Below are 21,454 nucleotides of genomic sequence, written 5' to 3'. Positions count from 1 at the left end.
CGGAACGCGGGACACCGCGGAGGACCGGACCGCTCGGGCGCAACCCACGCGGTCCGGCCCTCCCCCGTCGCCTCAGCCGCAGGCGGAGCCGTTGACCGTGAAGCTGGTCGGCGAGGCGGCGCTGCCGGCCCAGGTGCCCTGGAAACCGAAGGATGTGGAGCCGGCGGCCGGGATCGCGGCGTTGTAGCCCACGTTGGTGACGGACACGTTCTCCCCGCTCTGGGTCGTCACGCCGCTCCAGGTGTTGGTGATCTTCTCGTCGCCGGGGAACGTGAAGGCCAGCGTCCACCCGTTGATCGCGGTCGAGCCGGTGTTGGCGATCGTGACGTTCGCGGTGAAGCCGCCCGGCCACTGGTTGGGCTGGTAGGTCACGTGGCAGCCACCGCCTCCGCCGCCGCTGCCCGGCGAGATCGTCCAGGTGAAGGCGGCCGATCCGGATGCCCCGGTGCCGTCCGCGGCGGACACGCTGACGGACGAGGCGCCGGCGGCGGTCGGCGTGCCGGAGATGACGCCGGTGCTGCCGTTGATGGTGAGTCCGGCGGGCAGCCCGGTGGCGCTGTAGGTCAGCGCCTGGCCGCTCGTCGAGTCGTTGGCCTGGACCTGCAGGCTGGCGGGCGTGCCGACGGTCCCGTTCTGGTTGCCGGGATTGGTCACGGTCACCGTGCCGCCGGTGCCGCCGGTGCCGCCGATGACGTAGGTGACCATCGAACGCGCCGGGATGCTCGCGCTGAAGGCGCCGCCGCCGCCGGCGATGGTGGCCTGCGCCGACGCGTTGTTGGTGGAGTTGGTCAGGTACGGCGTGACTGTCGCGCCGTTCGCGGTCGCGGTGTTCTGGAGGTTGTAGGTCACCGAGTCGGCGCCGCTGCCGGTGTTGATCGCCACGACCGCCACCGTGCCGTCGATGTTCTTGTAGGCGCTCAACTGCAGACTGCCGTCCGAAGTGGTCGCACCGATGCGGGTCGCGCCGGGGTGGACGTACCGGCTGTAGTTGGCGAACGCCCACAACCGGCCGGCCGGGATGACCGAGGAGCCGTTGATCTCCAACAGGCCCTCGTTGTCGCCGTTCTCCGAGGGCGTCGTGCTGCCCCACCAGTAGAGGAACGCGCTCAGGTCGGCCGAGGTGAGGCCGGCGTGGATGTGCTGGGCCCAGGTGAGGCCGGACGCCGGGGAGCCGTCGTCCCACGCCGGGTCCCAGCCTTCAAAGGTCGACCACTCGGTCTGCCACGTCGGTTTGCTCCACCCCGACATCCGGGAGGCAGGCACGCTGCTGTAGCCGTGGCTGGTCAGCACTGCGGTGTTGGCCAGCGCGGTGGGGTCGGCCGCGATGGCGGCGGCGTACTGGCCGGACACCGACCACCCGGTGGCCGCGCAGCAATCGATCTGCGTGGACAGGCCGGAGTTCCTGACCGTGGGGCCCACCACGTCGAGCAAGCTCGCCATCTGCGCCGGACTCATGGTCATGCTGTCGTAGTTGGCGCTGAAGTCGGGCTCGTTGGACGGGCCGAGATAGGTCAACGGTATGCCGGCGGCGGCGTAGTCCTTGGCGTACTGGACGAGATAGTTCGCGTAGGCCTGGCGCCAGTCGCCGCTGGCGCACGATGCTCCGGCGCCGCAGACCTGGCCGCCGTTGGCCGTCGAGTTGTTGGTCTTCATGAACGCCGGCGCGCTCCACGCGTCCGCGAACACGTCGTCCACACCGTAGCGACTCTTGATCTGCTGGGCGAACCAGAGCTGACCCTGGTCCTGCCCGATCGACGCGAGCGAGGCGTAGCTCGGTGTGGCGTTCGGGCCGCCCGGGTTGTTCGGCTCGATCGTGCTGCCGGGGTCCGCGCTGATCTCGTTGCGCAGCATGGTCAGGCCCGCGCCCTTCGTCGGGCTGTACAACAGGTCGAGCGCCTGCTGCTGGACCGCAGCCGGGGCGTTCATGACCGTGCTCGCCTCACCGAACGCCTCGGAGGCGCCGAAGCCGGTGATGGTCTGGTACGTCAGGCCGCCGTTGATCGTCGCGGTGGATGCCGCGTGCGCGACGCCCGGCTGGGCCACCACGGTCAGCGCGCTCGCGACCGCCAGTGCTCCCGCCATCACCAGCGACAGGGACGCCGTTCGACTTCTTCTTCCGCGCACGGTGGAATTCCTTTCAGCAGCAGGACAACCGAGAAAAAGTTCGGGACATCGCAGGTGCCGCCCCTTCGGACGGTCCACCGGGAAGATCCGGGCGCCGCGGCATGTGGTCACGTTCCCATGGCTGCCGAAGAAACAGGCGGACGGCCGTCACGAGCGCAGGTCGGGCTACCGCCTCGGAGTGAAAGTTTCACGTGGCTGTCAGGGCTACGACGAACGATGACTCTGAATCATCATGGCCGAGGCGGGCGAGACAGATCCGACTCTCGTAGCCGAGGTGACCCAGCTGAGCCCGACTGTCGGACACCAGGTTCGGTGATTTCGTGGCCTCCCGCCCGTCGAGAGGAAGCCGGCGCAAAGGGTCCCGCGCCACCTCGACTGCTTGCCGCACGGGCAGATCGACTGCTATCGATGGGGGCCGACCGGGCCCGTGCCACACCGAAACCAGACTCATCAGTGCCTGCGGATGCCAGCCATGAGTGTTACTTCCGAGACCGGCATCTCTCGCACAAGTGAGGAAGGAGCACACATGCGCGCTGCCCACCTCGAGCGCCGCGGTTCCCTGCGGCGGCGCGGCAGATCACTGATCGGCGTCGTCCGGGCCGTCGCACTGACCGCGGTGTTCGCCCTCGTGGCCATCGCGCTGCCCGGCACCGCCAACGCCGCCGGCACGATCTGTTCGAGCCAGACCGGGAACAGCAACGGCTACTACTACTCGTTCTGGACCGCCGGCGGCGGCTCCGCCTGCATGACCCTGGGCTCCGGCGGGAACTACAGCACCTCGTGGAGCAACGTCAACAACTTCGTCGCCGGCACCGGCTGGGCCAACGGCGCACGCATGACCGTCAACTACTCCGGCTCGTTCAACCCCTCCGGCAACGCCTACCTCTCGCTCTACGGCTGGACGTCCAACCCGCTGGTCGAGTACTACATCGTGGACAACTGGGGCAGCTACCGGCCGACCGGGACCTACAAGGGCACGGTCACCAGCGACGGTGGCACGTACGACATCTACGAGACGACGCGCTACAACGCCCCCTCGGTCGAGGGCAACCAGACGTTCAACCAGTACTGGGCCGTCCGCCAGGCCCGGCGCACCGGTGGCGCCATCACCACCGGCAACTTCTTCGACGCCTGGGCCAGTCACGGCATGAACCTCGGCAACTTCAAGTACTACATGATCCTGGCCACGGAGGGCTACCAGAGCAGCGGCAACTCCACCATCGTCCTCGGCGGTTCCGGTGGCGGAGGCGGTGGAGGCGGCGGCACGACGGGCGCCCTGCACGCGGTGGGCGCGGGCAAGTGCCTGGACGTGCCGAACTCCTCGACCACGCCGGGCACACAGCTGCAGATCTACTCCTGCTGGGGCGGGGCCAACCAGACCTGGACCCACACCTCCTCGAACCAGTTGACCGCCACCGTCAACGGCACCACCCTCTGCCTGGACGCCTACGACAACCAGACCAGTCCCGGCACCAAGGTGGAGACGTGGTCCTGCAACAGCGGGGCCAACCAGCAGTGGACCCTCAACTCCAACGGCACGGTCACCGGCGTCCAATCAGGACTCTGCCTCGAGGTCGTCGGCGGCTCCACGGCCGACGCCGCGCAGGTCGATCTGGGGACGTGCAACGGCCAGAGCAACCAGCGATGGTCCCTCGGATGACCACCGACCACCCTGTGACGGAGACTCGATGCCCTTGATCCGCCCCGTCCGGCGACGAGCACGACTCGTCGCCGGCGCCGTGCTCGCCGCCGCCGTCCTCGTCCCGTCCACCTGGACGGCGGCATCGGCGCAGCCCTCCGCGACCGCCGTGCCGCTGTATCGCGACACCCACCACAGCTTCGCGGAACGGGCCGCCGACCTCGTCTCCCGCATGACGCTCGGCGAGAAGGTGTTGCAGCTGCACACCAACAGCGCGCCGGCCATTCCCCGGCTCGGAGTGCAGCAGTACACGTACTGGAGCGAGGGGCAGCACGGGCTCAACACGCTCGGCGCCAACACCAATCACGGCACCGTCACCGGCGGCGTGCACGCCACGAGCTTCCCGACCAACCTGGCCAGCACCATGTCCTGGGATCCGAACCTGATCTACCAGGAGACCACGGCGATCTCCGACGAGGCCCGCGGCATGCTGGACAAGTCGCTGTGGGGCGTCGCGCAGAACAACATCGGCCCGGACCAGAACGGCTACGGCTCGCTGACCTACTGGGCCCCGACCGTGAACATGGACCGCGATCCCCGATGGGGCCGCACCGACGAGGCGTTCGGCGAGGATCCGTTGCTGGTCGGCCGGATGGCCGGCGCGTTCGTGGACGGATACCAGGGCCAGACCCCGTCCGGCCAACCGATGACGCCGTATCTGAAGGTCGCGGCCACGGCCAAGCACTACGCCCTCAACGACGTGGAGAACGACCGGCACGCGGACTCCTCCGACACCACCGACGCCAACCTCCGGGACTACTACACCGCGCAGTTCCGGGACCTGATCCAGAACGCGCACGTGTCCGGCCTGATGACCTCGTACAACGCGATCAACGGCACCCCGGCGCCGGCCGACACGTACACCGCGAACGAGCTGGCCCAGCGAACCTACGGCTTCGACAGCTACACCACCTCCGACTGCAGCGCGGTCGGCGACGTCTACGCGCCGGGCAGCCACAACTGGGCGCCGCCGGGCTGGACCACGGCCACCGCCAACGGCGCGACCCAGTGGACCAATACCGCCACCGGCCAACAAGTTTCCGGCGCGGCCGGCGGCCAGGCGTACGCGCTGCGGGCGGGCACCCAGCTCAACTGCACCGGCGCCGAGGACACCCTCGCCAACATCCAGGAGGCCATCAAGGCCGGCGTGCTGTCCGAGGGCGTGATCGACAACGCCCTGGTGCACCTGTTCACCATGCGCATGCAGACCGGTGAGTTCGACCCGCCGAGCCAGGTGCCCTACACGAAGATCACCAAGGACCAGATCCAGAGCCCCGAGCACCAGGCGCTGGCCGAGAAGGTCGCGGCGAACTCGTTGGCGCTGCTGAAGAACGACCCCGTTGCCGGCGCCAAGACGCCGCTGCTGCCGGCCGATCCGGCCAAGCTGGGCAACGTCGTCGTGGTCGGCGACCTGGCCGGCACGGTCACCCTCGGCGACTACTCCGGCGAACCGGCCCTCCAGGTGAGCGCGACGCAGGGCATCACCGCAGCGGTCAAGGCGGCCAACCCCAAGGCAACCGTCACCTTCGACGCCTGCGGCACGTCCACCGGCGCGACCGCGGCGGCGAGCTGCTCGGCGGCGACCCTGGCCGCGATCAAGACCGCCGACCTGGTCGTGGTGTTCGTCGGCACCGACACGAGCGTGGCCACCGAGGGCAAGGACCGCGCCACCATTGCCATGCCGGGCAACTACGGCTCGCTGATCGACCAGATGCACGCGGTCGGCAATCCGCGCACGGCGCTGGCGATCCAGGCTGGCGGCCCGGTCGCCATCGACAACGTCAAGGGCGATTTCCCGGCCATCGTGTTCAGCTCGTACAACGGGGAGAGCCAGGGCACCGCGCTGGCCGATGTGCTGTTCGGCAAGCAGAATCCCGGCGCGCGCCTGGACTTCACCTGGTATGCCGACGACACGCAGCTGCCCGATCTGAAGAACTACGGCCTCACCCCGTCGCAGACCGGCGGCATCGGCCGCACCTACCAGTACTTCACCGGCACGCCGACCTATCCGTTCGGCTATGGCTTGTCCTACACCAGTTTCGCCTACTCGCACGTGCGTGCCGACGACCGGAGCGTCGACGCGGACGGCCGGGTGACCGTGCACGTGGACGTGACCAACACCGGACACACGGCCGGCGCCACCGTGGCCCAGCTGTACGCCTCCACGCCGTTCACCGTGCCCGGCGTGGAACTGCCGCGCGAACGACTGGCCGGATTCCAGAAGACGAAGGTGCTGGCCCCGGGCCAGTCCCAGCAGCTGGCCATTTCGGTGCGGGTCAGCGACCTCGCGTTCTGGGACGAGGCCAAGCACCGCAACGTGGTGTACGACGGGTCCTACCGGTTCGGTGTCGGCACCGACGCCGATCACATCGTCGGCGCCAGCACGGTGCGCGTCACCGGGGCCATCACCCCCAGGACGCGGTACGTGACCGTGCAGCCCGATCAGGTGGTTTTCGCGCCGGGCCAGAGCATCGACCTGACCGGCAAGAACCCGTGGATCGCCGATGACACCGCGCAGGCCGCGCAGCACGTGCCGGCCGACCACATCGTCGAGGCGGTGAACAACGACGAGTCGTTCGTGGACCTGGCGCACACCACGGTCAGCTACCGCAGTAGCGATCCGCGAGTGGCGCAGGTGAGCAGGTCGGGCAAGGTGACCCTGGTGGCCCCCGGTGTCGCGACCATCAGCGTCACGGTCAACGGGGTCACCGGCTCGACGCCGGTCGTCGTCAAGCAGCCGTTCACGCTCACCGCACCGGCCCAGGTGCAGCCGGGCATGACGTACACCGTCAGCGCGTCGCTGCCCAACCCGGTGGGGGCCAGGCCGCTGCACGATGTGGCCTTGACGCTCACCGTGCCCGCTGAATGGAGCGCGAAGGCCACGTCGCCGTCCACCTTCGCCACCGTGGCCGCCGGGCAGACCGTGAGCACCACCTGGCAGGTCGGTGTGCCGGCATCGGCGCAGCCCGGCAAGTTCGACGTGTCGGCACAGGCCGCGTTCACCTCCGTCAACGGGCGGGCCAGCTCCGTGGATGCGACGACCGTGCTGCTGCCGCATCCGCCGTACCCGTCGCTGCCCTCGGCGTTCAACAACGTGGGCATCAGCGACGACGCCACCCCGGGTACGGGCGACTTCGACGGCGGCGGCGCCAGCTTCTCGGCCCAGGCGTTGGCCAACGCCACGCCCAGCCTCACGCCCGGCGCGGTCTTCACCCATGACGGGTTGACGTTCACCTGGCCGGACGCGCCGCCCGGCAGCCAGGACAACGTGGTCGCCGGCGGGGTGGGCGGCGGGCAGACCATCGCGATCTCCGGCTCCGGCCACACGCTCGGCCTGATCGGCGCCGGCGACTACGGCAGTCCGGCCGGCACCGCGACGGTGACCTACACCGACGGCACCACCGAGTCCCACACCGTCAGCTTCGCGGACTGGTGGGCCAATGCCGCGACCGGCGGCGACATCCTCACCACCGTCCCGTACCTCAACACCAGCACCGGCCGGGAGAACCAGCAGGTGAGCCTGTACTACGCCCCGATACCGCTGCAGGCGGGCAAGACCGTGCGCTACCTGACGCTGCCGGACGTCAGCGACGGGGCGCCCTCCGGCACGGCGGCCATGCACATATTCAGCATCGCCATCGGCTGACCGCACAACAGCGGTTCTGGTTGTCCCGCCGGCTGTTGGGCCGGCGGGACAACCCGTTCTCGGTCCCGGTGCGTGCTGGGAACGTCCAGCCGGAGGGTGAGCACGCTCAGCTGAGCATCGGATTGCCACTGGCTGTCCGGTCGTCCGGCACGTAAGGCTGCATCACGTCCAGTGTTCGGCGGTCGATCCGCACCGCCCGCGCGTTGCGCCTGGCCGCGTCAGCGGCGGTGTAGCACGACGACCGGGAACAGCCTGTCGGTCTTCTTCTGGAAGGTGGCACCGACCTTCAGCTCGTCGGTCATCTGCTGGAACAGCCGGTCGCGTTCCGGACCGTGGGCCAGTGGTTCCGCGGTCACCAGGATGGTGTCGGGGCCCAGTTCGACCGTGGTGTTCGGGTTGGCGCGCAGGTTGTGGTACCAGGCTGGATTTGTCGCGGCCCTTCGCGACCGTCCGGCAGCTAGGACAAGCCATCACCAGCATTTGTGACAGGCACAGGTCGGCTGGTGGCAGCGAACGGTTCACGGTCGCTGCGGACCTCCGAAGGCGGGCAGGGAAAGGGTCACCCGATGGCTGTCCGGCCAGAACAGCTGAACCTGGTCCGACACCACGTGCAGATCCGGCGCCGGCGACCCGCGACCGAGCACCACCACGGCGGCGAGCACCTCGCCCAGCGGAACCGAGCCCCTCGTCGCCAGCCAGGGCGTCGCGGTCCACCGTCCGAGCGGCGTGACGTCCCGCTCGACGGCCACGCCGCTCCGCGCGAACCCGCGTAGCGGCCGCAGCTCCGAGCGGAGCCGGCCGACGCAGGCGCTGGCGGCCGATCCGCTGACCGTCAACGGCTTGTCGTCGCCCGACACCGGCCAGCCGCCGAGGCGGACCGCACGCCAGCGTTCGTCCGGCTCGTCGGCGTCGATCCGGCACAGGCGCACCTCGGTGCCGCCGCGGAGGACGGAGGCGACGGTGAGCACGGGTCCGGCGGTGACGGGCCCACCGCGGCCGGAGCCGTGGTCGGGCGAGCGGTCATCGATGTCGACCCAGCGGACCGGACCGCTGGACGCCGCCAGCAGAATGCCGCCGGGCCGCTCCCCCACGTACAGCGTGCGGAAACCCGCCCGGTGGCTGGCCCGGCCATCGGCGTCGATCACGGCCACGGTGTTGTCCAGCGGCCGGGCCCAGCCCGACGACGGCGGCATCGTGACGGTGGAGTAGCCGAGCCGGCTGTACAGCGGAGAGTCGGAACGCTGGTCACCGGGCAGGGCGTGGTCGGTGCCATGGTTGAGCGCGACGGCGAAGCCGTCCTGCCGGCGGGCGGAGAGCAGCCAGCCCGGCGCGGTCAGCGCCCGCTCCTCGTCGCCGACCTCCACCGGCAGCGGCCGCTCCGGCGACGTCCACACCGGGTGGCCGGCGGGCAGCACGAGGCCGAGCATGCCCTTGGCCGCCCAGTACGGCGATCCGGGACCGGAGTAGGCCTGCCGGACCGCCGGCCACTCCCCGTGCCACCCCAGGCTCAGGATGCCTTTGGCGTCCAGCGCCCCGTTGGTGACGAAGTACTGCGCCATGCGCGTGGTCGCGCGGCGGATGAGCCCTGGATCGAGCCCGCCGGTCCCGGTCAGCGCGGCCACCCAGAACGGCGCCGCCGCGGCGAACCGGTACGTCAGGCTGCGGCCCTGCATCAGCGGCGCCCCGTCGGCGCCGACCAGGCGCACCGCGTCGTCCAGGTACCGGGTCAGGTCCGCGGCCCACTGAGCGCGCACCCCGGCCGAGACCAGTGAACCGGTGACGTCGAACAAATGGGTCCACAGCAACGGGTACAGGTGCAGCGCCCAGCCGACGTAGTGGTCGTAGGCCCGCTCCGGGCCGTCGCTGAGCCAACCGTCGCGCCGTCGCATCCCCGCGTGCACGGCGAGGTCCGACTCGATGTCCTCGGCCGACCATGGGCCGCCGACCTCACGCAGGAAGGACTCGACGACGATGCGGAACCACACCCAGTTGATCGGCGGGTAGGGCTGCCCGATCACGCCGGCCAGCCAGTCGACCACGTGCTCCCGCACGCCGGCGGCGAGCCGGTCCCACAGCCAGGGACGGGTCAGCTGCAGGATCAGGGCGATGGACGCGGCCTCGACCTTCGCCTGGTCGAGCCGGTCGACGCGCGGCCACGCCTCCGGCGAGGACGGATCCGTTCCGGCGGCGAGCCCGACGGCGTACCGCTCCAACCAGCCGTCGGGATCGACACCGCCGTTGCCGGCGACGAGGAAGCCGGCCAGCAGGAACGTGCGGGCGAAGCCCTCCAGGCCGTCGGAGGCAGCCCCGTTTCCGCTGCTCGGTCCCGGGAGGTCCACCCGTGCGCCCAGCGGCGACCGATACGGCTCCACCGCGACCAGCATCCGCCGCGCCAGGGCGACCCAGTCGTCCCGCGTCCAGCCGGCCCCGTGCGGCGTCGGCATCTCCGGATTCACTTGACCGCCCCGGTCGCGAGGCCGGACCGCCACTGCCGCTGCAGCACGACGAAGGCGATCACCAGCGGCAGCACCGCCAGCAGCGACCCGGTGACGACGAGCGGCGTGTACTGCGGGAACTGCGTCACGCGGGTGCTCCACTGGAACAGGCCGAGGCTCATCGGGAACAGCCGGGGATCGGTGAGCATCACCAGCGGCAGGAAGACGTTGTTCCAGATCCCGACGAACTGGAACAACAGCACCGTGACGAGGCCGGGCCGCATCATCGGCAGCGCCACGGTGAAGAACGTGCGCAGCTCCCCCGCCCCGTCCATCCGCGAGGCCTCCAGGACCTCGCCCGGCACCGCCGCGTCGGCGTACACGCGGGCCAGGTACACGCCGAACGGGTTGGTGAGCAACGGAAGGAACACCGCCCAGAACGTGTCCACCACGTGCAGCTGCGCCGCCAGCAGGTACAGCGGCAGGGCCAGGGCCGTGGTCGGCACCAGCACGCCGGCGAGCGTCAGCGCGAACAGCAGGCGCCGGCCGGGGAAGCTGAGCTTGGCGATCGCGTACCCCGCGGCGGTGCAGATCAGCGAGCCCAGGACCGCGCCGAGACCGGCGTAGAGCAGCGAATTCCGGATCCACCACAGGAAAACGCCGCCGTCCTGGTCGAACAGCGCGCTCAGGTTGGCGCCGAGGTTCCAGTGGCCGAAAGCGAAGGCGCTGGTGGTGGAGAACTCGCCCAGCGACTTGGTGGCCGAGGTGACCAGCCACACCAACGGCAGCACGCTGTACAGCGCCGCCAACAGCAGCACGAGGTGCACCGACGCCTTCCTCATCGGTACCTCCGGGTCGACAGGCGCATCACCAGCGCGGACAGCACCGCCGACACCACCGCCAGCAGCACGGACGCGGCCGCCGCGCGGCCGTAGTCGTTGGTGATGAAGGCCGATTCGTACACGTACAGGCTCGGGGTCCAGGTGCTGGTCACAGCCCCGGTGAAACTGCGCAGCACCAACGGCTCGGTGAACAGCTGCAGCGAGCCGATGACGGTGAACACCAGCGCCACGAACGCCGTCGGCCGCACCAGCGGGACCTTGATCGTCAGCGCCGTGCGCACCGGACCGGCGCCGTCGGCCCGGGCCGCCTCCAGTATCTCCTTCGGCACCGCCCGCAGCGCCGTGTAGAAGATCACGACGTTGTAGCCGACCCACTGCCAGGTGGCAATGTTCACCACCGCGGGCAGGATTCCCCGCCCGCTCAACGGGTCGAAGTGCAGCAGCGAGGCCAGCGGCCCGATGCCCGGGCTGTACAGGTACGCCCAGATCAGGCCGCCGATCACCACCGGCACCGCGTACGGCAGGAACAGCGCCAGCGTCCAGACCTGCCGCAGCCGCACGACCGCGGAATCCAGCAGCAGCGCCAGCACCATCGCCAGGACCAGCATCACCGGCACCTGCACGAGGGCGTACAGCGCGACGGTCAGCACGCTCTGGCCGAAGGCCCGGTCCACCAGCACCGACAGGTAGTTGCCCAGGCCGACGAACAGCTGGCGGGGACCGTCGAATCCCAGGCCGGACAACCGGTCCGTGAACAAGCTCAGGTACACCGTGTACAACACCGGCACGAGCACGGTGAGCACGAGCAACACCGTGAACGGCAACACCAGCGTGAAACCCGCGCCACGGCGACGTCTCACCTCGCTCCTCCTTCCACAACGGACAGTCCGCGGCCGCGCATGTCCGCCACCGCACGGGCCTGCACGGCCCGCACGGCGTCCGGCATCGTGGTGTGGCCGGATCGCACGTCGCTGAAGGTGTCGGCCACCACCGAGAACGACCCCAGCGCGGTCGGCCCCCACGTCCAGTCCGGCACGCGGCGGGCCGCCTCGTCGAGCACCTGGTACACCGGCGGCCCGAGGAAGAACTTGCTCGCGTAGACGTCCCGCGCCACGGCGCGGCTGGCGTCGAAGGCGGGAAACGGGGCGGTGAAGGCGGAGCCGACGCGCACCACGGCCGGGTCGGTGCTGAGCCAGCGCAGGAAGGTCAGCGCGGCCTCGGCCACCCGGCTCTGTTTGGAGATCGCGAACGCGCTGCCGCCCTGCATGCCGTTGGCCGGCCGGCCGTCCCACGTCGGCATCGTCGCGACCGCCCACCGCCCGGTGTCGTTCGGCACCGACTTGGCGAAGGTGCCCACGTTCCAGGACGCGCCGAGCAGGCCCCAGAGCCGTCCGTTGTGGATCGACGCGATCCAGCCCTGGTCGCCGGTCGGGTCGGTGGCGACCAGGTCGTCGGTGATGAATCGCTGCCACTGCTCGGCGGTGCGCACGGTGCCGGGGCCGCTGATGTCCACCGCCCAGGCGTCGTGGTCGATGCGCCACCAGGGATCGCCGGCCTGCCAGCACATGCCGGCGAAGAACGAGCCGTCGTTGAGCGGGAAGGTGGTGATCCTGGCGGTCGGGTCGGCGGCCCGCACGGCCTCGGCCGCCGCACGGAAGTCCTGCCAGGTCACGGGAACGGGGATGCCGTGCGCGTCGAAGAGGTCCTTGCGGTAGTAGAACACCATCGGCGCCACGTCCATCGGCACCGCCCAGGTCCGGCCGTCCGGCCGAACCGCGCGCCAGGCGGCCGGCGTGTAGCCGGGCCCGAGGTCGGCGAGGTCGGCGGTGATCTCCCGGAATCCGCCGCTGAGCAGCAGTTGCGGCAGCGCCTGGTACTCCGCGTGCATGATGTCGGGCGCGTTGTTGGCCTTGATCGCGTTGACCTCCTGGGCGTAGCCGCCCTTCAGGCCGCTGCTGATCACGCTCAGCTCGACGTGCACGTGGCGCTGCGCCGCGTTGAAGGCGGCGATGTAGGAGTCCATGCCGGTCAGCCAGGACCAGATCCGGACGACGGTGCGGCCGTCCGCCGCGGCCGAGGTCGCGCAGCCACCCAACAGCCCGTCCGCCAGCAGCGCGCCGGCCGCCAGCGCGGCCCCAGCGCGCAGGGCCGTTCGGCGCGACAGCACCGTTTTTTCACCCATCGTCGGGTCCATGGGGAGCAACCCTCAGCTGTACGATGCTCAACGTCAACTGTTTCGATCCTTTTCGATCAAAAACGAACGGGAACGATAGTGAAAGCGCTGACCGCCTCGGACCTCGTGACACTGCTGGACCATGCCCGCAGCCGGATCGGCATCCCGGACGTGACCGATCGCGCGGTCTGGAATCGCGTGGACCCGGACGTGCGAGGACGGTTGCTGGCGGCCGCCGAGGCGGAGCTGGCCACGCCTCCCCCGGTGCTGAGCGCGACGGCGTGGGCACGGGCGTTTCGTGACGGCGTGCGAACCGAGTACGAGGATGCCGCGCGGCGACTCCGGGACCGCGTGGGCGTGTCGGTGCTGGGCGTGGTTCTCACCGGCGAGGTGGAACCCTTTCTGGACGTGGCAATCGACGGCATGGTCGCCCTCGCGGAGACGAGCACGTGGTGCTGGGCCCCGCACGACGGCTTCACCGCGGCCCGCGGGGAAGTCGTGCCCGATGTCGACGACCCCTACCTGGATCTCGGCGCGGCCGAGGTGACTTCGCTGTTGGCCTGGGCCGATCACGTGCTCGGACCGCTGTTGGACGCCCGGGCGCCGGGGCTGCGTCGCCGATTACGGCGCGAGGTGGACAAACGCGTGTTCGATCCTTTCGAACGAATTCGGGACTGGCACTGGATCGGTGCCGACGGCGACGCGCACAACTGGAATCCGTGGATCCACGGCGCGGTCCTGACCGCCGCGCTGCTGCTGTGCGACGACCCCGCGCGGCGGGGCGATCTGGTCCGGCTCGTCATGACCGGCCTTGAAAGTTTCATCGCGGTGCTGCCCGACGACGGCGGGATCGACGAGGGCGTGGCCTACTGGTGGCAGGGCGCCGGCCGGCTTCTCGAAGCGCTCGACCTGCTCGCCACGGTGGGCGGTCCGGCGCTCGACTGCCGTGACCGGCCGGTGTTCGCCGAGCTGATCCGGTTCCCGCACCGGATGCACCTCGGCGACGACTGGCACGTCAACGCGGGGGACGCGTTCGCCCGGCTGCCCGCCGCTCAGCCGTGGCACGTGCTGTATCGGTGGGGTGAACGCCTTGGCGACAAGGACGTCCAGGACTACGCGCTGGCCAATGGCCACACCGTGCACCCGGAGGCCGGGCTCGGCCGCGCGCTCGACGCGCTGGTCAACCCGATCCCACCGAGTCCACAACGGACGGAGAGCTGGCACGCTCCGCACGTGTGGCTGCCAAGGGTGCAGGTGTTGGTGGCACGGGAAACCGTTGCCGGCCTGACCCTGGCGATGAAGGCTGGGCACAACGGCGAGCGGCACAACCACCTCGATGTCGGCTCGTACTGGGTGGCCCTGCGCGGTCGCCCCGTGCTGGTCGACGTCGGGCAGCCGACCTACACGGCCGCCAGCTTCGGGCCGGACCGCTATGCCGCCTGGCCGTTGCAGAGCGCGTGGCACAACGTGCCCGAGCCGGGGGCCGCGCAGCAGCCCGGCGCCGAGTTCGCCGCGTCCGGCGTTCACGTCGAGCTGGCAACGGAAACCGCCGCCCTCCACGCCGATCTCGCGGCCGCGTATCCGTCGGGGACGGTGGACAGCTGGCGCCGCACGGCCCGACTCGTCCGAGGCCCGCGTCCGCATGTCGAAGTCGTGGATTCGTGGACCGGGGCGCGGAACACCGTGCTGCTGCGGCACGTTCTCGCCGGCGCCGTCGAGCCGGCCGAGGGCGGGGCGGTGGTCGCGCTGGACGATTCGCGCCGGGTGCGGATGATCTGGGGCGTCCAGGCCGACGCTTCCCTGGAGCAGAAGGAGATCACCGACCCGCTGCTGCGGGCCGGTTGGGGCGAGTCGCTGACCCGGCTGACGCTGCGGCTGCCGGCCGGCACGGGCTCGCTCACGGTGCGGTGGGAGGCAACGGAATGAAGCTGGCCTCGGAACGTCAGGAACTGATCCTGGCCGCCGTGCGCGCGCAGGGAACCGTGCGGCTCGCCGACCTCGTGGACAAGCTCGGCGTCACGCCGGTCACGGTCCGCCGCGACGTCACCGTGCTGGCCGATCGCGGCCTGGTGGTCCGCGTGCACGGCGGCATCCGGCTCCCCCACCGCGGCATCGCGGAGGGCAGCGCGTCTGCCGCCCGCTCGGCGTTCGGCCGGCTGTGTGGCGGCGAGATCGGCATGGTGGTGCCCTCGGTGGAGTACTACTGGCCGACGGTGATCCGGGGCGTCCAGTCCGCCGTGACGGCCGCGGGCGGCCGGCTGCTGCTGCGCGCCTCCGCGTACGATCCGGCCGAGGACCGCCGGCAGGTGACCAAGCTGCTCGACCGCGGCATGCAGTGCCTGCTCGTGGCGCCGAGCACCGAGGGCAGTCGCGGGCTGGACCTGCTGCGCTGGCTGGGTTCCCTGAACGTCTCCGTCATCCTGATGGAACGGGTTCCGCCGCCGGAGCTGCCCGTGCTCGCGCTGGACGCGGCCTACACCGCGCACGGGCTCGGCGCCGGCATGGCGGTGCGGCACCTGGTGACGTTGGGCCACAGGCGGATCGGGCTCGTCACCTCGCGGTCCAGCCCGACCAGCCGTGCCCTGCGGCGGGGCTGGTCGGAGGCCGTGTCCACGCTCGGCCTGCCCGAGGTGCTCACCGCCGAGGTGCCGGCCTACGGCCAGCCCTGCTGGGCCCAGGCCTACGACGAACTGCTGCGGCGGTGCCGGGAACACGACGTGCATGCCCTGATCGTGCACGCCGACCGGGAGGCGATCGGATTCCTCGAACGCGCCCAGGAGCTGGGCATCGACGTGCCGGGCGACCTCGCCGTCGTCACCTACGACGACGAGGTGGCCGCCGCGTCCGACCCGCCGCTGACCGCCGTGTGCCCGCAGAAGTACCGGCTCGGCGCGCTCGCCGCCGAGCTGGCGCTCACCCGGCTCGCCGACGGCGCCGAGCGGCCCGTGCACCGCGTGGAACTGTGGCCCACGCTGGTCATCCGCGAGTCCTGTGGGACCCCGGCGCGGTGACTCAGCAGAGGGACTGACAGCGGTAGCCGGGCGAGGTCACCAGGTGCACGGGGACGCCGCCGCGGGCCGATCCCAGGTTCGTCAGCGTCACGTTCTCCAGTCCGTTGCCGGGACCGCCGTCGCTCGTGACCGCGATCGCCAGGGTGTTGCGGCCGTGCGGGTCGAGGATGCCGGTCGGCAGCGCGAAGGTGTGCTGCGGCCCGACGTCGGCGATGTACTGCCCGAGGTTCCACCCGTTCACAAAGATCAGCGCCCGGTAGTGGCCGCCCGACCGTGGCCGGCCCGGGTCGCCGATGGTCAACCCGACGGAGGTGTCCTGGCCGGCCGGCACGCGGAGGTCGAACGTGGTGCGGTACCAGGTCGTTCCCGGGTCGGCGGTGGCGGCGGGCACCGTGGCCGGCGCCCAGTCGCGGTCCGGGAATCCGGGCAGGTGCCAGCCGTCACGCTCGCCGGCGAGGCCACCGCTGTTCAGCGGGCCGCGCACGGGATCGGGGCGGCCGCCCTGGATCCGCCACGACGTTCCGTTCAGTGTCACGGAGATGAGGCCGCGCCCCTCCTTGTGCGCGTCGTTGACGCCGCCGTCCTCGTTGTGACCATCGTCGCGGACCATCACCGACAGCACGTGTGGGCCGTCGCCGCGCAGACTCTCGGGCACCGTGAACGTGGCTGTGCCGGTGGTCGGCGGCGAGGCCAGCGCGCTGGGCAGGACGTTCTCGCCTAGGTACTGGCCGTCGAGCCAGGCCTGCAGCATCCCGGCGCCCCCGCCGCCGTACCGCAGGCTGAGCTGGTCCGGCACAACACCTTGGTAGTGACCGCGGTACCACACGTCGCCGGTGGAGAAGCCGTAGTCGTCCGCGGTGAGGACGGGCTGCCCGGCCGGCGGCTTGGTGGTGCTGTTCGTCGCGGTCCTGTCGGCGACCGCCCACGTCGAGTCGTCGTAGCCGGAGGCTGCCTCCGGGGAACCCGGCGCGGTGCGCCAGCCGGTCAGGGCCGGCAGCCGCGGATCGACCGGCCCCGGAAGCTGCGTGACGGCTCGGAGACTGCCCGATCGGGTCGGCACTGCCGGCACCAGGGCGCCATTCCACGACAACAACAGCCCTCGGGCGCCCCAGACCTCGAGGTCGGTGGGCCGCTTGGTGTCGCCGGTCAACGCGGTGCCGCCCAGCCACGTCCTGGCCGTGCGGACCAGATCCGGCCCGCGGACGAGCAGCGGCCCCGAGTTGCCGTCCACCCGCCAAAAGGTGTCGGCGGTCGCGTCGTCGGCCAGCAGCAGCGTGACGTCCGACCGGCCGCCGCCGCTGATCCGGACCCGGGCCAGCCCGTCGTGCCGGTAGTCCAGCCGCAGGTCGTGGCCGGACCAGGTGGCCGTGACGTCCCCGGCGAGCACGTCGACCCGAGGCTTCGTGGTGTAGCGCAGGACCGTCTCGCCGTCCTCGCCGGGGCGACCGTGCAGCAGCACCGCGCCGCCGGCCGCCGCCATGATCTCCGACGTGGAGTACACCAGGTGCTGGCCGGCCAGGTCGAGGTCGGCGAGCAGCAGCTTGGCGTCCTGGCCGTTCAGTCGCAACGTGCCCGCCTGCGGCACGGTGAACGAACCGTCCGGTGTGGACAGTGGGAAGGTGAACGTGTCGTCGGTGGTCGCGTTGGACGGCGAGTGCGTCGGCACGTACAGCTGCGTCCCGGTGTCCGGGTTGGCGTTGTGATAAACCTTCACCGCCGCCGACGACGGCGTCACCGCGGCCGCACGATCCATTGTGGACAGCTGGGGCACGGTGGCGATGAGGTATCCCATCTCCTTCATGGTGAGCGCCTTGGGCCGCAGCTGACGGGCCTCGTCGATGGCCGCGCCGTAGTCGTAGGAGGTGTACACGACCGGCGCCGGCAGCCAGCCCCATGAGGTGCCGCCGAACGTCATGTAGAAGTTCTGGATCGTCAGGCCGTTGGCCAGGTTCGTGCCGTAGAACACGCGCTCGTAGCCGGGGCCCTCGCGGACCGCGGTGCACGGATAGGTTCCGTTGCTGCCCCAGTAGTCGAACCAGCCGCCGCCGAACTCCGCGGCGAAGCCGGGAGTGTTCGGCGAGGCGCTGGCCCCGCCCTTCGCGCCGCCCGGACCGTAAAGGCCCCAGTCCGGCGCGGCGTTGGGGGATCCCGGCGTGCCGTCGGTGTGGCAGGAGCCGCCGGGATAGCCGTCGAACGCGTACAGGTCGACCTTGCCCGGCACGGTGCCGGGCACATCCGAACTCGCCGGCACCCAGATTCCGTTGCGGCCCTTGTCGTTGTGGAAGACCGGCACGTCGATGCCGTCGGCGCGCACCTTGTCGTGCAGGTGGGCGACGTAGTTCTGCTGACTGGTCCCGGTGGCCGAGAGCTCGTTCTCGATCTGGTAGAGGATCACCGAGCCGCCGCCGTCGGTGTACTGGTGGCGCGCGATGATCCGGTCGATCCGCGTCAGCCACTCGTCCGCGGCGGCCAGGTAGTCGGGCGCGTCGCTGCGGGCTCGGCCGGCCTGCGTGGACAGCCAGCCGGGGAAACCGCCGCCGGTCGCCTCCGCGTTGATGTACGGCCCGGGCCGCGCAATCACGTACAGCCCGACCCGGGCCGCCAGGTCCAGCAGCCGGTCCATGTCCCGGACGCCGGTGAAGTCGTAGACGCCCGGCGCCGGCGAGTGGTAGCCCCAGTCGAAGTAGACCGACACCGCGTTGTAGCCGGTGGCCTTCATCTTCTGCAGCACGTCGAGCCACAGATCCGGGCTCGGCAGCCGGTAGGGGTGGAACTCGCCGGACCAGATGACCTGGCGCCGCCCGTCCAGCGTCAGCGAGTACTTGTCGAAGCCGATCTGGTGCCGCGCCGCGGGTTCGGCGGCGACCGGCGCCGCGCCCACCCCGACCGACATCAGCAGCGCCAGCGCCACAGCCAGAAACCGCATGGCCGTTCCCCTCCCGGGTCAGGTGCGATCGGGTGTCCACGTCGGTCGGGCCGGACCTAATGTTATCGCTAACAAATGCCGCGGCCAGCAGCGTAGTGCCGTGGCGCCACCAGCCGCAACCACTCGGCGTGGGCGTTCGACACTTTTCGACAACGCCTCGGCCGAACTACCCACCCCGGCCGGCTCGTGATTCGCGATTCCACGGCCGGGCCGATGGCCTGAACCTTGACTCGCCGTCGACCGGGCAGCATAGTGAGCACGGGCCGCCCACCCCCGGAGGTTGTGCACGCGCTTCTCGGCTCAATTATGTCAGCGCTACAACTCGGGAGAGACATCGCGTTCCCTGAGTGCTCATCGACGTTCTCCGCCGCCATGGGCAAAGCAGCTCACAATGATATTTCGGGCACGGCTGCGCCAACCCTGCCGGCCACGGCGGCGGTCCGTGGGTGATGGCCGACCTGGAGAACGGGACCGTCAGTCCCTGACGGTCAGCACCGGAGCCGACAGCTCCATGCCGTGTGGCGGCGCGCCGTCGATGCGGGCGACGAGAAGGTCGACGGCGCGCCGGCCCAGGTCCTCGGCCGGCACGTGCACCGACGACACCGTGGGCTTGGTCCGCTGTGCCACTTCGTCCGGGCATATCGCGACCACGTCGACCCGAGAACGCGCGCCGGCCAGCACGGCCGGCAGCGCGGCCTCGTTGTGCACGACCAGGCCGGTGATCTCGCCGTGCTCGGCCAGCAGCCGCGCCGCGGCCAGGCCGTCGGGCTCGCACGCCCGCACCACGAAGTCCACCCCGCGGCGCAGCGCCGTCGCACTGAAGCCGGCGACGCCCCGCTCGGCATAACCGGTGCGCCGCTCGTAGACCGAACGCGGCGCGCCGAGCAAGGCGATGTCCCGGTGTCCCCGGTCGGCCAGATGGTCGACGCACAGCGCGTACGCGGCGAAGAAGTCCAGGTCGACACACGTCAGACCGCATGGATCCATCGGCACACCGATCAACACCGACGGCGTCGGACACGCCCGCAGCGCCGCCACCCGCGGATCGTCCGTCTCGACGTCCATCACCACCAGACCGGCCACGGCCGACTCCGCGGCGCGCAACACCCCGGCCGGCCCCTCGTCGGCGGTGACGACCAGGACGTCCCGCTCGCGCCGGCGGGCCGCGTCCACGACCGCGCGGACGAACCGCATCGCGACCGCGACGTTGACGCCCTCACGCAGCGGCAGCAGCACACCGATGGCGCCGGCGGCCGCGGGTGCCACTGCGCCGCGTGGCCGATAGCCGAGGGACCGAATGCTTTCCCAGACCCGGTCGGAAGTTTCCGTCGAAATCGTCCGCTTGCCGGTCAGCACATAGGACACGGTGCTCGGAGCCACGCCGGCATGCCGGGCGACATCGGCGATCGTGACCACCGAACCACGTTACCGAACACCGGCCGCGACGACAAGCGGTTCACAATTGACGAACCATCGAATCCAATTCGACGAATGTCGTCGAATGTCTTCGAAGGTTGACATTCGACGAACGGCCCCACAACACTCGTTCACACATCCGGATGCGATTCACATTCGTAGAAACTGCTCATCCCATCCTGCTGGAAAGAGGGTTTCCATGTCCGCAACACTTCGGCGAAAGGTCGCGCTCGCCCTGCTGCCCGCGTGTGCCGCGCTCGCCGCGACCCTGCTCGCCGGCCCGGCGCAGGCCGCCACATCCGCCCCGGAGGGCTACGGCGCGGGCACCACCGGTGGCGCCGGCGGCGCCACCAGCACCGTCAGCTCGCTGTCCGCGTTCACCGCGGCGGTCAAGGGGGACGCGGCCAAGACGGTACGGGTCTCCGGCACGATCACCTTGTCCGGTCAGGTGAAGGTCGGCTCCAACACGACCGTCGTCGGCGTCGGCGCCAACTCCGGCTTCACCGGCGGGGGCCTGTCCCTGGACGGCGTGCACAACGTCATCGTGCAGAACCTGCGGATCAGCAAGGCGGTCGGCACCGACGCCATCACGATCATCCGCGGCGCCAACCACATCTGGGTCGACCACGACGACCTGTCCTCCGACCTGTCGCACGGCAAGGACTACTACGACGGCCTGGTCGACATCACCCACGCCGCCGACTACATCACGGTGTCCTGGAACCACTTCCACGACCACTACAAGGTGTCCCTGGTCGGCCACTCGGACAGCAACGCCGCCGAGGACACCGGGCACCTGCGCGTCACGTACGCGCACAACTGGTTCAGCAACGTCAACTCCCGGCTGCCCAGCGTCCGGTTCGGCACCGCGCACATCTACGACAACTACTTCCAGAACGTCACCGACAGCGCCGTGCACTCGCGGATGAACGCGCAGGCCCTGGTGCAGAACAACGTGTTCCGCGGCACGAAGACCGCCGTCACCACCACGGGTGACAGCAAGGTCGACGGCTACGCCAACCTGTCCGGCAACGACCTCGGCGGCGCGGCCACCGACATCACCCGCACCGGCAGCTTCACCAAGCCGCCGTACGCCTTCACCCTCACGCCGACCTCGTCCGTCGTCAGCACGGTCACCGCCGGCGCCGGCACCGGCATCGTCGGCTGATCACAGCGGAAGGC

Annotated in this window: 12 protein-coding genes and 2 pseudogenes; 6 read left to right on the top strand and 8 right to left on the bottom strand. The window is 70.5% G+C overall.

Annotated features, from left to right (window positions below):
• Positions 1–72 precede the first annotated feature (72 nt).
• The gene (locus AB0M73_RS30695; RefSeq protein WP_363897709.1) at positions 73–2,124 is read right to left on the bottom strand and encodes a cellulose binding domain-containing protein; all 2,052 of its coding nucleotides are present in this window, start codon (positions 2,122–2,124) and stop codon (positions 73–75) included.
• Positions 2,125–2,704: 580 nt separating this feature from the next.
• Here AB0M73_RS30695 and AB0M73_RS30690 point away from each other — a divergent pair.
• The 3 genes and pseudogenes from AB0M73_RS30690 to AB0M73_RS30680 form a co-directional block, all read left to right on the top strand.
• A pseudogene (locus tag AB0M73_RS30690) lies at positions 2,705–3,352 on the top strand (glycoside hydrolase family 11 protein); the annotation flags it as partial.
• Entirely contained in the window at positions 3,344–3,784 is a 441-nt protein-coding gene (locus AB0M73_RS30685) for a ricin-type beta-trefoil lectin domain protein (protein WP_363897720.1), read from the top strand. The pseudogene AB0M73_RS30690 and the gene AB0M73_RS30685, both read left to right, overlap by 9 nt.
• A gap of 28 nt (positions 3,785–3,812) precedes the next feature.
• Positions 3,813–7,469 carry a glycoside hydrolase family 3 C-terminal domain-containing protein gene (locus tag AB0M73_RS30680; RefSeq protein WP_363897706.1) on the top strand — a complete coding sequence of 1,219 codons (3,657 nt, stop codon included), beginning with the start codon at positions 3,813–3,815 and terminating at the stop codon, positions 7,467–7,469.
• Positions 7,470–7,687: 218 nt separating this feature from the next.
• Here AB0M73_RS30680 and AB0M73_RS30675 read toward each other — a convergent pair.
• From AB0M73_RS30675 to AB0M73_RS30655, 5 genes and pseudogenes are all read right to left on the bottom strand, one after another.
• A pseudogene (locus AB0M73_RS30675) lies at positions 7,688–7,894 on the bottom strand (nitroreductase/quinone reductase family protein); the annotation flags it as partial.
• A 93-nt stretch (positions 7,895–7,987) separates the two neighbouring features.
• Positions 7,988–9,913, bottom strand: a complete 1,926-nt coding sequence (locus tag AB0M73_RS30670; protein ID WP_363897704.1) for a DUF2264 domain-containing protein — start codon at positions 9,911–9,913, stop codon at positions 7,988–7,990.
• An 8-nt stretch (positions 9,914–9,921) separates the two neighbouring features.
• Complete coding sequence (locus tag AB0M73_RS30665) at positions 9,922–10,746, bottom strand: carbohydrate ABC transporter permease (protein ID WP_363897701.1); 825 nt, start codon at positions 10,744–10,746, stop codon at positions 9,922–9,924.
• The gene (locus AB0M73_RS30660) at positions 10,743–11,606 is read right to left on the bottom strand and encodes a sugar ABC transporter permease (RefSeq protein ID WP_363897698.1); all 864 of its coding nucleotides are present in this window, start codon (positions 11,604–11,606) and stop codon (positions 10,743–10,745) included. Before AB0M73_RS30660 ends, AB0M73_RS30665 begins: the two co-directional genes overlap by 4 nt.
• The gene (locus AB0M73_RS30655; RefSeq protein ID WP_363897695.1) at positions 11,603–12,928 is read right to left on the bottom strand and encodes an extracellular solute-binding protein; all 1,326 of its coding nucleotides are present in this window, start codon (positions 12,926–12,928) and stop codon (positions 11,603–11,605) included. Before AB0M73_RS30655 ends, AB0M73_RS30660 begins: the two co-directional genes overlap by 4 nt.
• Before the next feature lie 90 nt (positions 12,929–13,018).
• On the opposite strand from AB0M73_RS30655, the gene AB0M73_RS30650 reads away from it, so the two are divergent.
• Together AB0M73_RS30650 and AB0M73_RS30645 are read left to right on the top strand one after the other, a co-directional pair.
• Positions 13,019–14,845 (top strand): heparinase II/III family protein, encoded by a 1,827-nt coding sequence (locus AB0M73_RS30650; protein WP_363897692.1) that lies wholly within the window; start codon positions 13,019–13,021, stop codon positions 14,843–14,845.
• Positions 14,842–15,930, top strand: coding sequence for a substrate-binding domain-containing protein (locus AB0M73_RS30645; RefSeq protein WP_363897689.1), 1,089 nt, complete (start codon positions 14,842–14,844; stop codon positions 15,928–15,930). The genes AB0M73_RS30650 and AB0M73_RS30645 overlap by 4 nt, the downstream gene beginning before the upstream one ends.
• Before the next feature lies 1 nt (position 15,931).
• On the opposite strand, the gene AB0M73_RS30640 is transcribed toward AB0M73_RS30645, so the two are convergent.
• Both AB0M73_RS30640 and AB0M73_RS30635 read right to left on the bottom strand, forming a co-directional pair.
• Positions 15,932–18,856: a beta-galactosidase gene (locus tag AB0M73_RS30640; protein ID WP_363897687.1), complete on the bottom strand. Its 2,925-nt coding sequence runs from the start codon at positions 18,854–18,856 to the stop codon at positions 15,932–15,934.
• A 474-nt stretch (positions 18,857–19,330) separates the two neighbouring features.
• Positions 19,331–20,272: a LacI family DNA-binding transcriptional regulator gene (locus tag AB0M73_RS30635; protein WP_363897684.1), complete on the bottom strand. Its 942-nt coding sequence runs from the start codon at positions 20,270–20,272 to the stop codon at positions 19,331–19,333.
• Positions 20,273–20,471: 199 nt separating this feature from the next.
• Between AB0M73_RS30635 and AB0M73_RS30630 the strand changes: the two genes are divergently transcribed.
• Positions 20,472–21,440 carry a polysaccharide lyase family 1 protein gene (locus tag AB0M73_RS30630; protein ID WP_363897681.1) on the top strand — a complete coding sequence of 323 codons (969 nt, stop codon included), beginning with the start codon at positions 20,472–20,474 and terminating at the stop codon, positions 21,438–21,440.
• Positions 21,441–21,454: the final 14 nt, after the last annotated feature.

Origin of the sequence: Kutzneria sp. NPDC051319 (assembly GCF_040682195.1) — a bacterium.
GTDB lineage: Bacteria > Actinomycetota > Actinomycetes > Mycobacteriales > Pseudonocardiaceae > Kutzneria.
This window is presented reverse-complemented; position numbering and strand designations above follow the sequence as displayed.

What these genes read in the sequence shown, in the direction of transcription:
- AB0M73_RS30645 (WP_363897689.1), top strand. Translation starts at nt 14,842, where the DNA reads ATGAAGCTGGCCTCGGAACGTCAGGAACTGATCCTGGCCGCCGTGCGC.
- AB0M73_RS30630 (WP_363897681.1), top strand. Translation starts at nt 20,472, where the DNA reads ATGTCCGCAACACTTCGGCGAAAGGTCGCGCTCGCCCTGCTGCCCGCG.
- AB0M73_RS30640 (WP_363897687.1), bottom strand. Translation starts at nt 18,856, where the DNA reads ATGCGGTTTCTGGCTGTGGCGCTGGCGCTGCTGATGTCGGTCGGGGTG.
- AB0M73_RS30680 (WP_363897706.1), top strand. Translation starts at nt 3,813, where the DNA reads ATGCCCTTGATCCGCCCCGTCCGGCGACGAGCACGACTCGTCGCCGGC.
- AB0M73_RS30670 (WP_363897704.1), bottom strand. Translation starts at nt 9,913, where the DNA reads ATGCCGACGCCGCACGGGGCCGGCTGGACGCGGGACGACTGGGTCGCC.
- AB0M73_RS30655 (WP_363897695.1), bottom strand. Translation starts at nt 12,928, where the DNA reads ATGGGTGAAAAAACGGTGCTGTCGCGCCGAACGGCCCTGCGCGCTGGG.
- AB0M73_RS30665 (WP_363897701.1), bottom strand. Translation starts at nt 10,746, where the DNA reads ATGAGGAAGGCGTCGGTGCACCTCGTGCTGCTGTTGGCGGCGCTGTAC.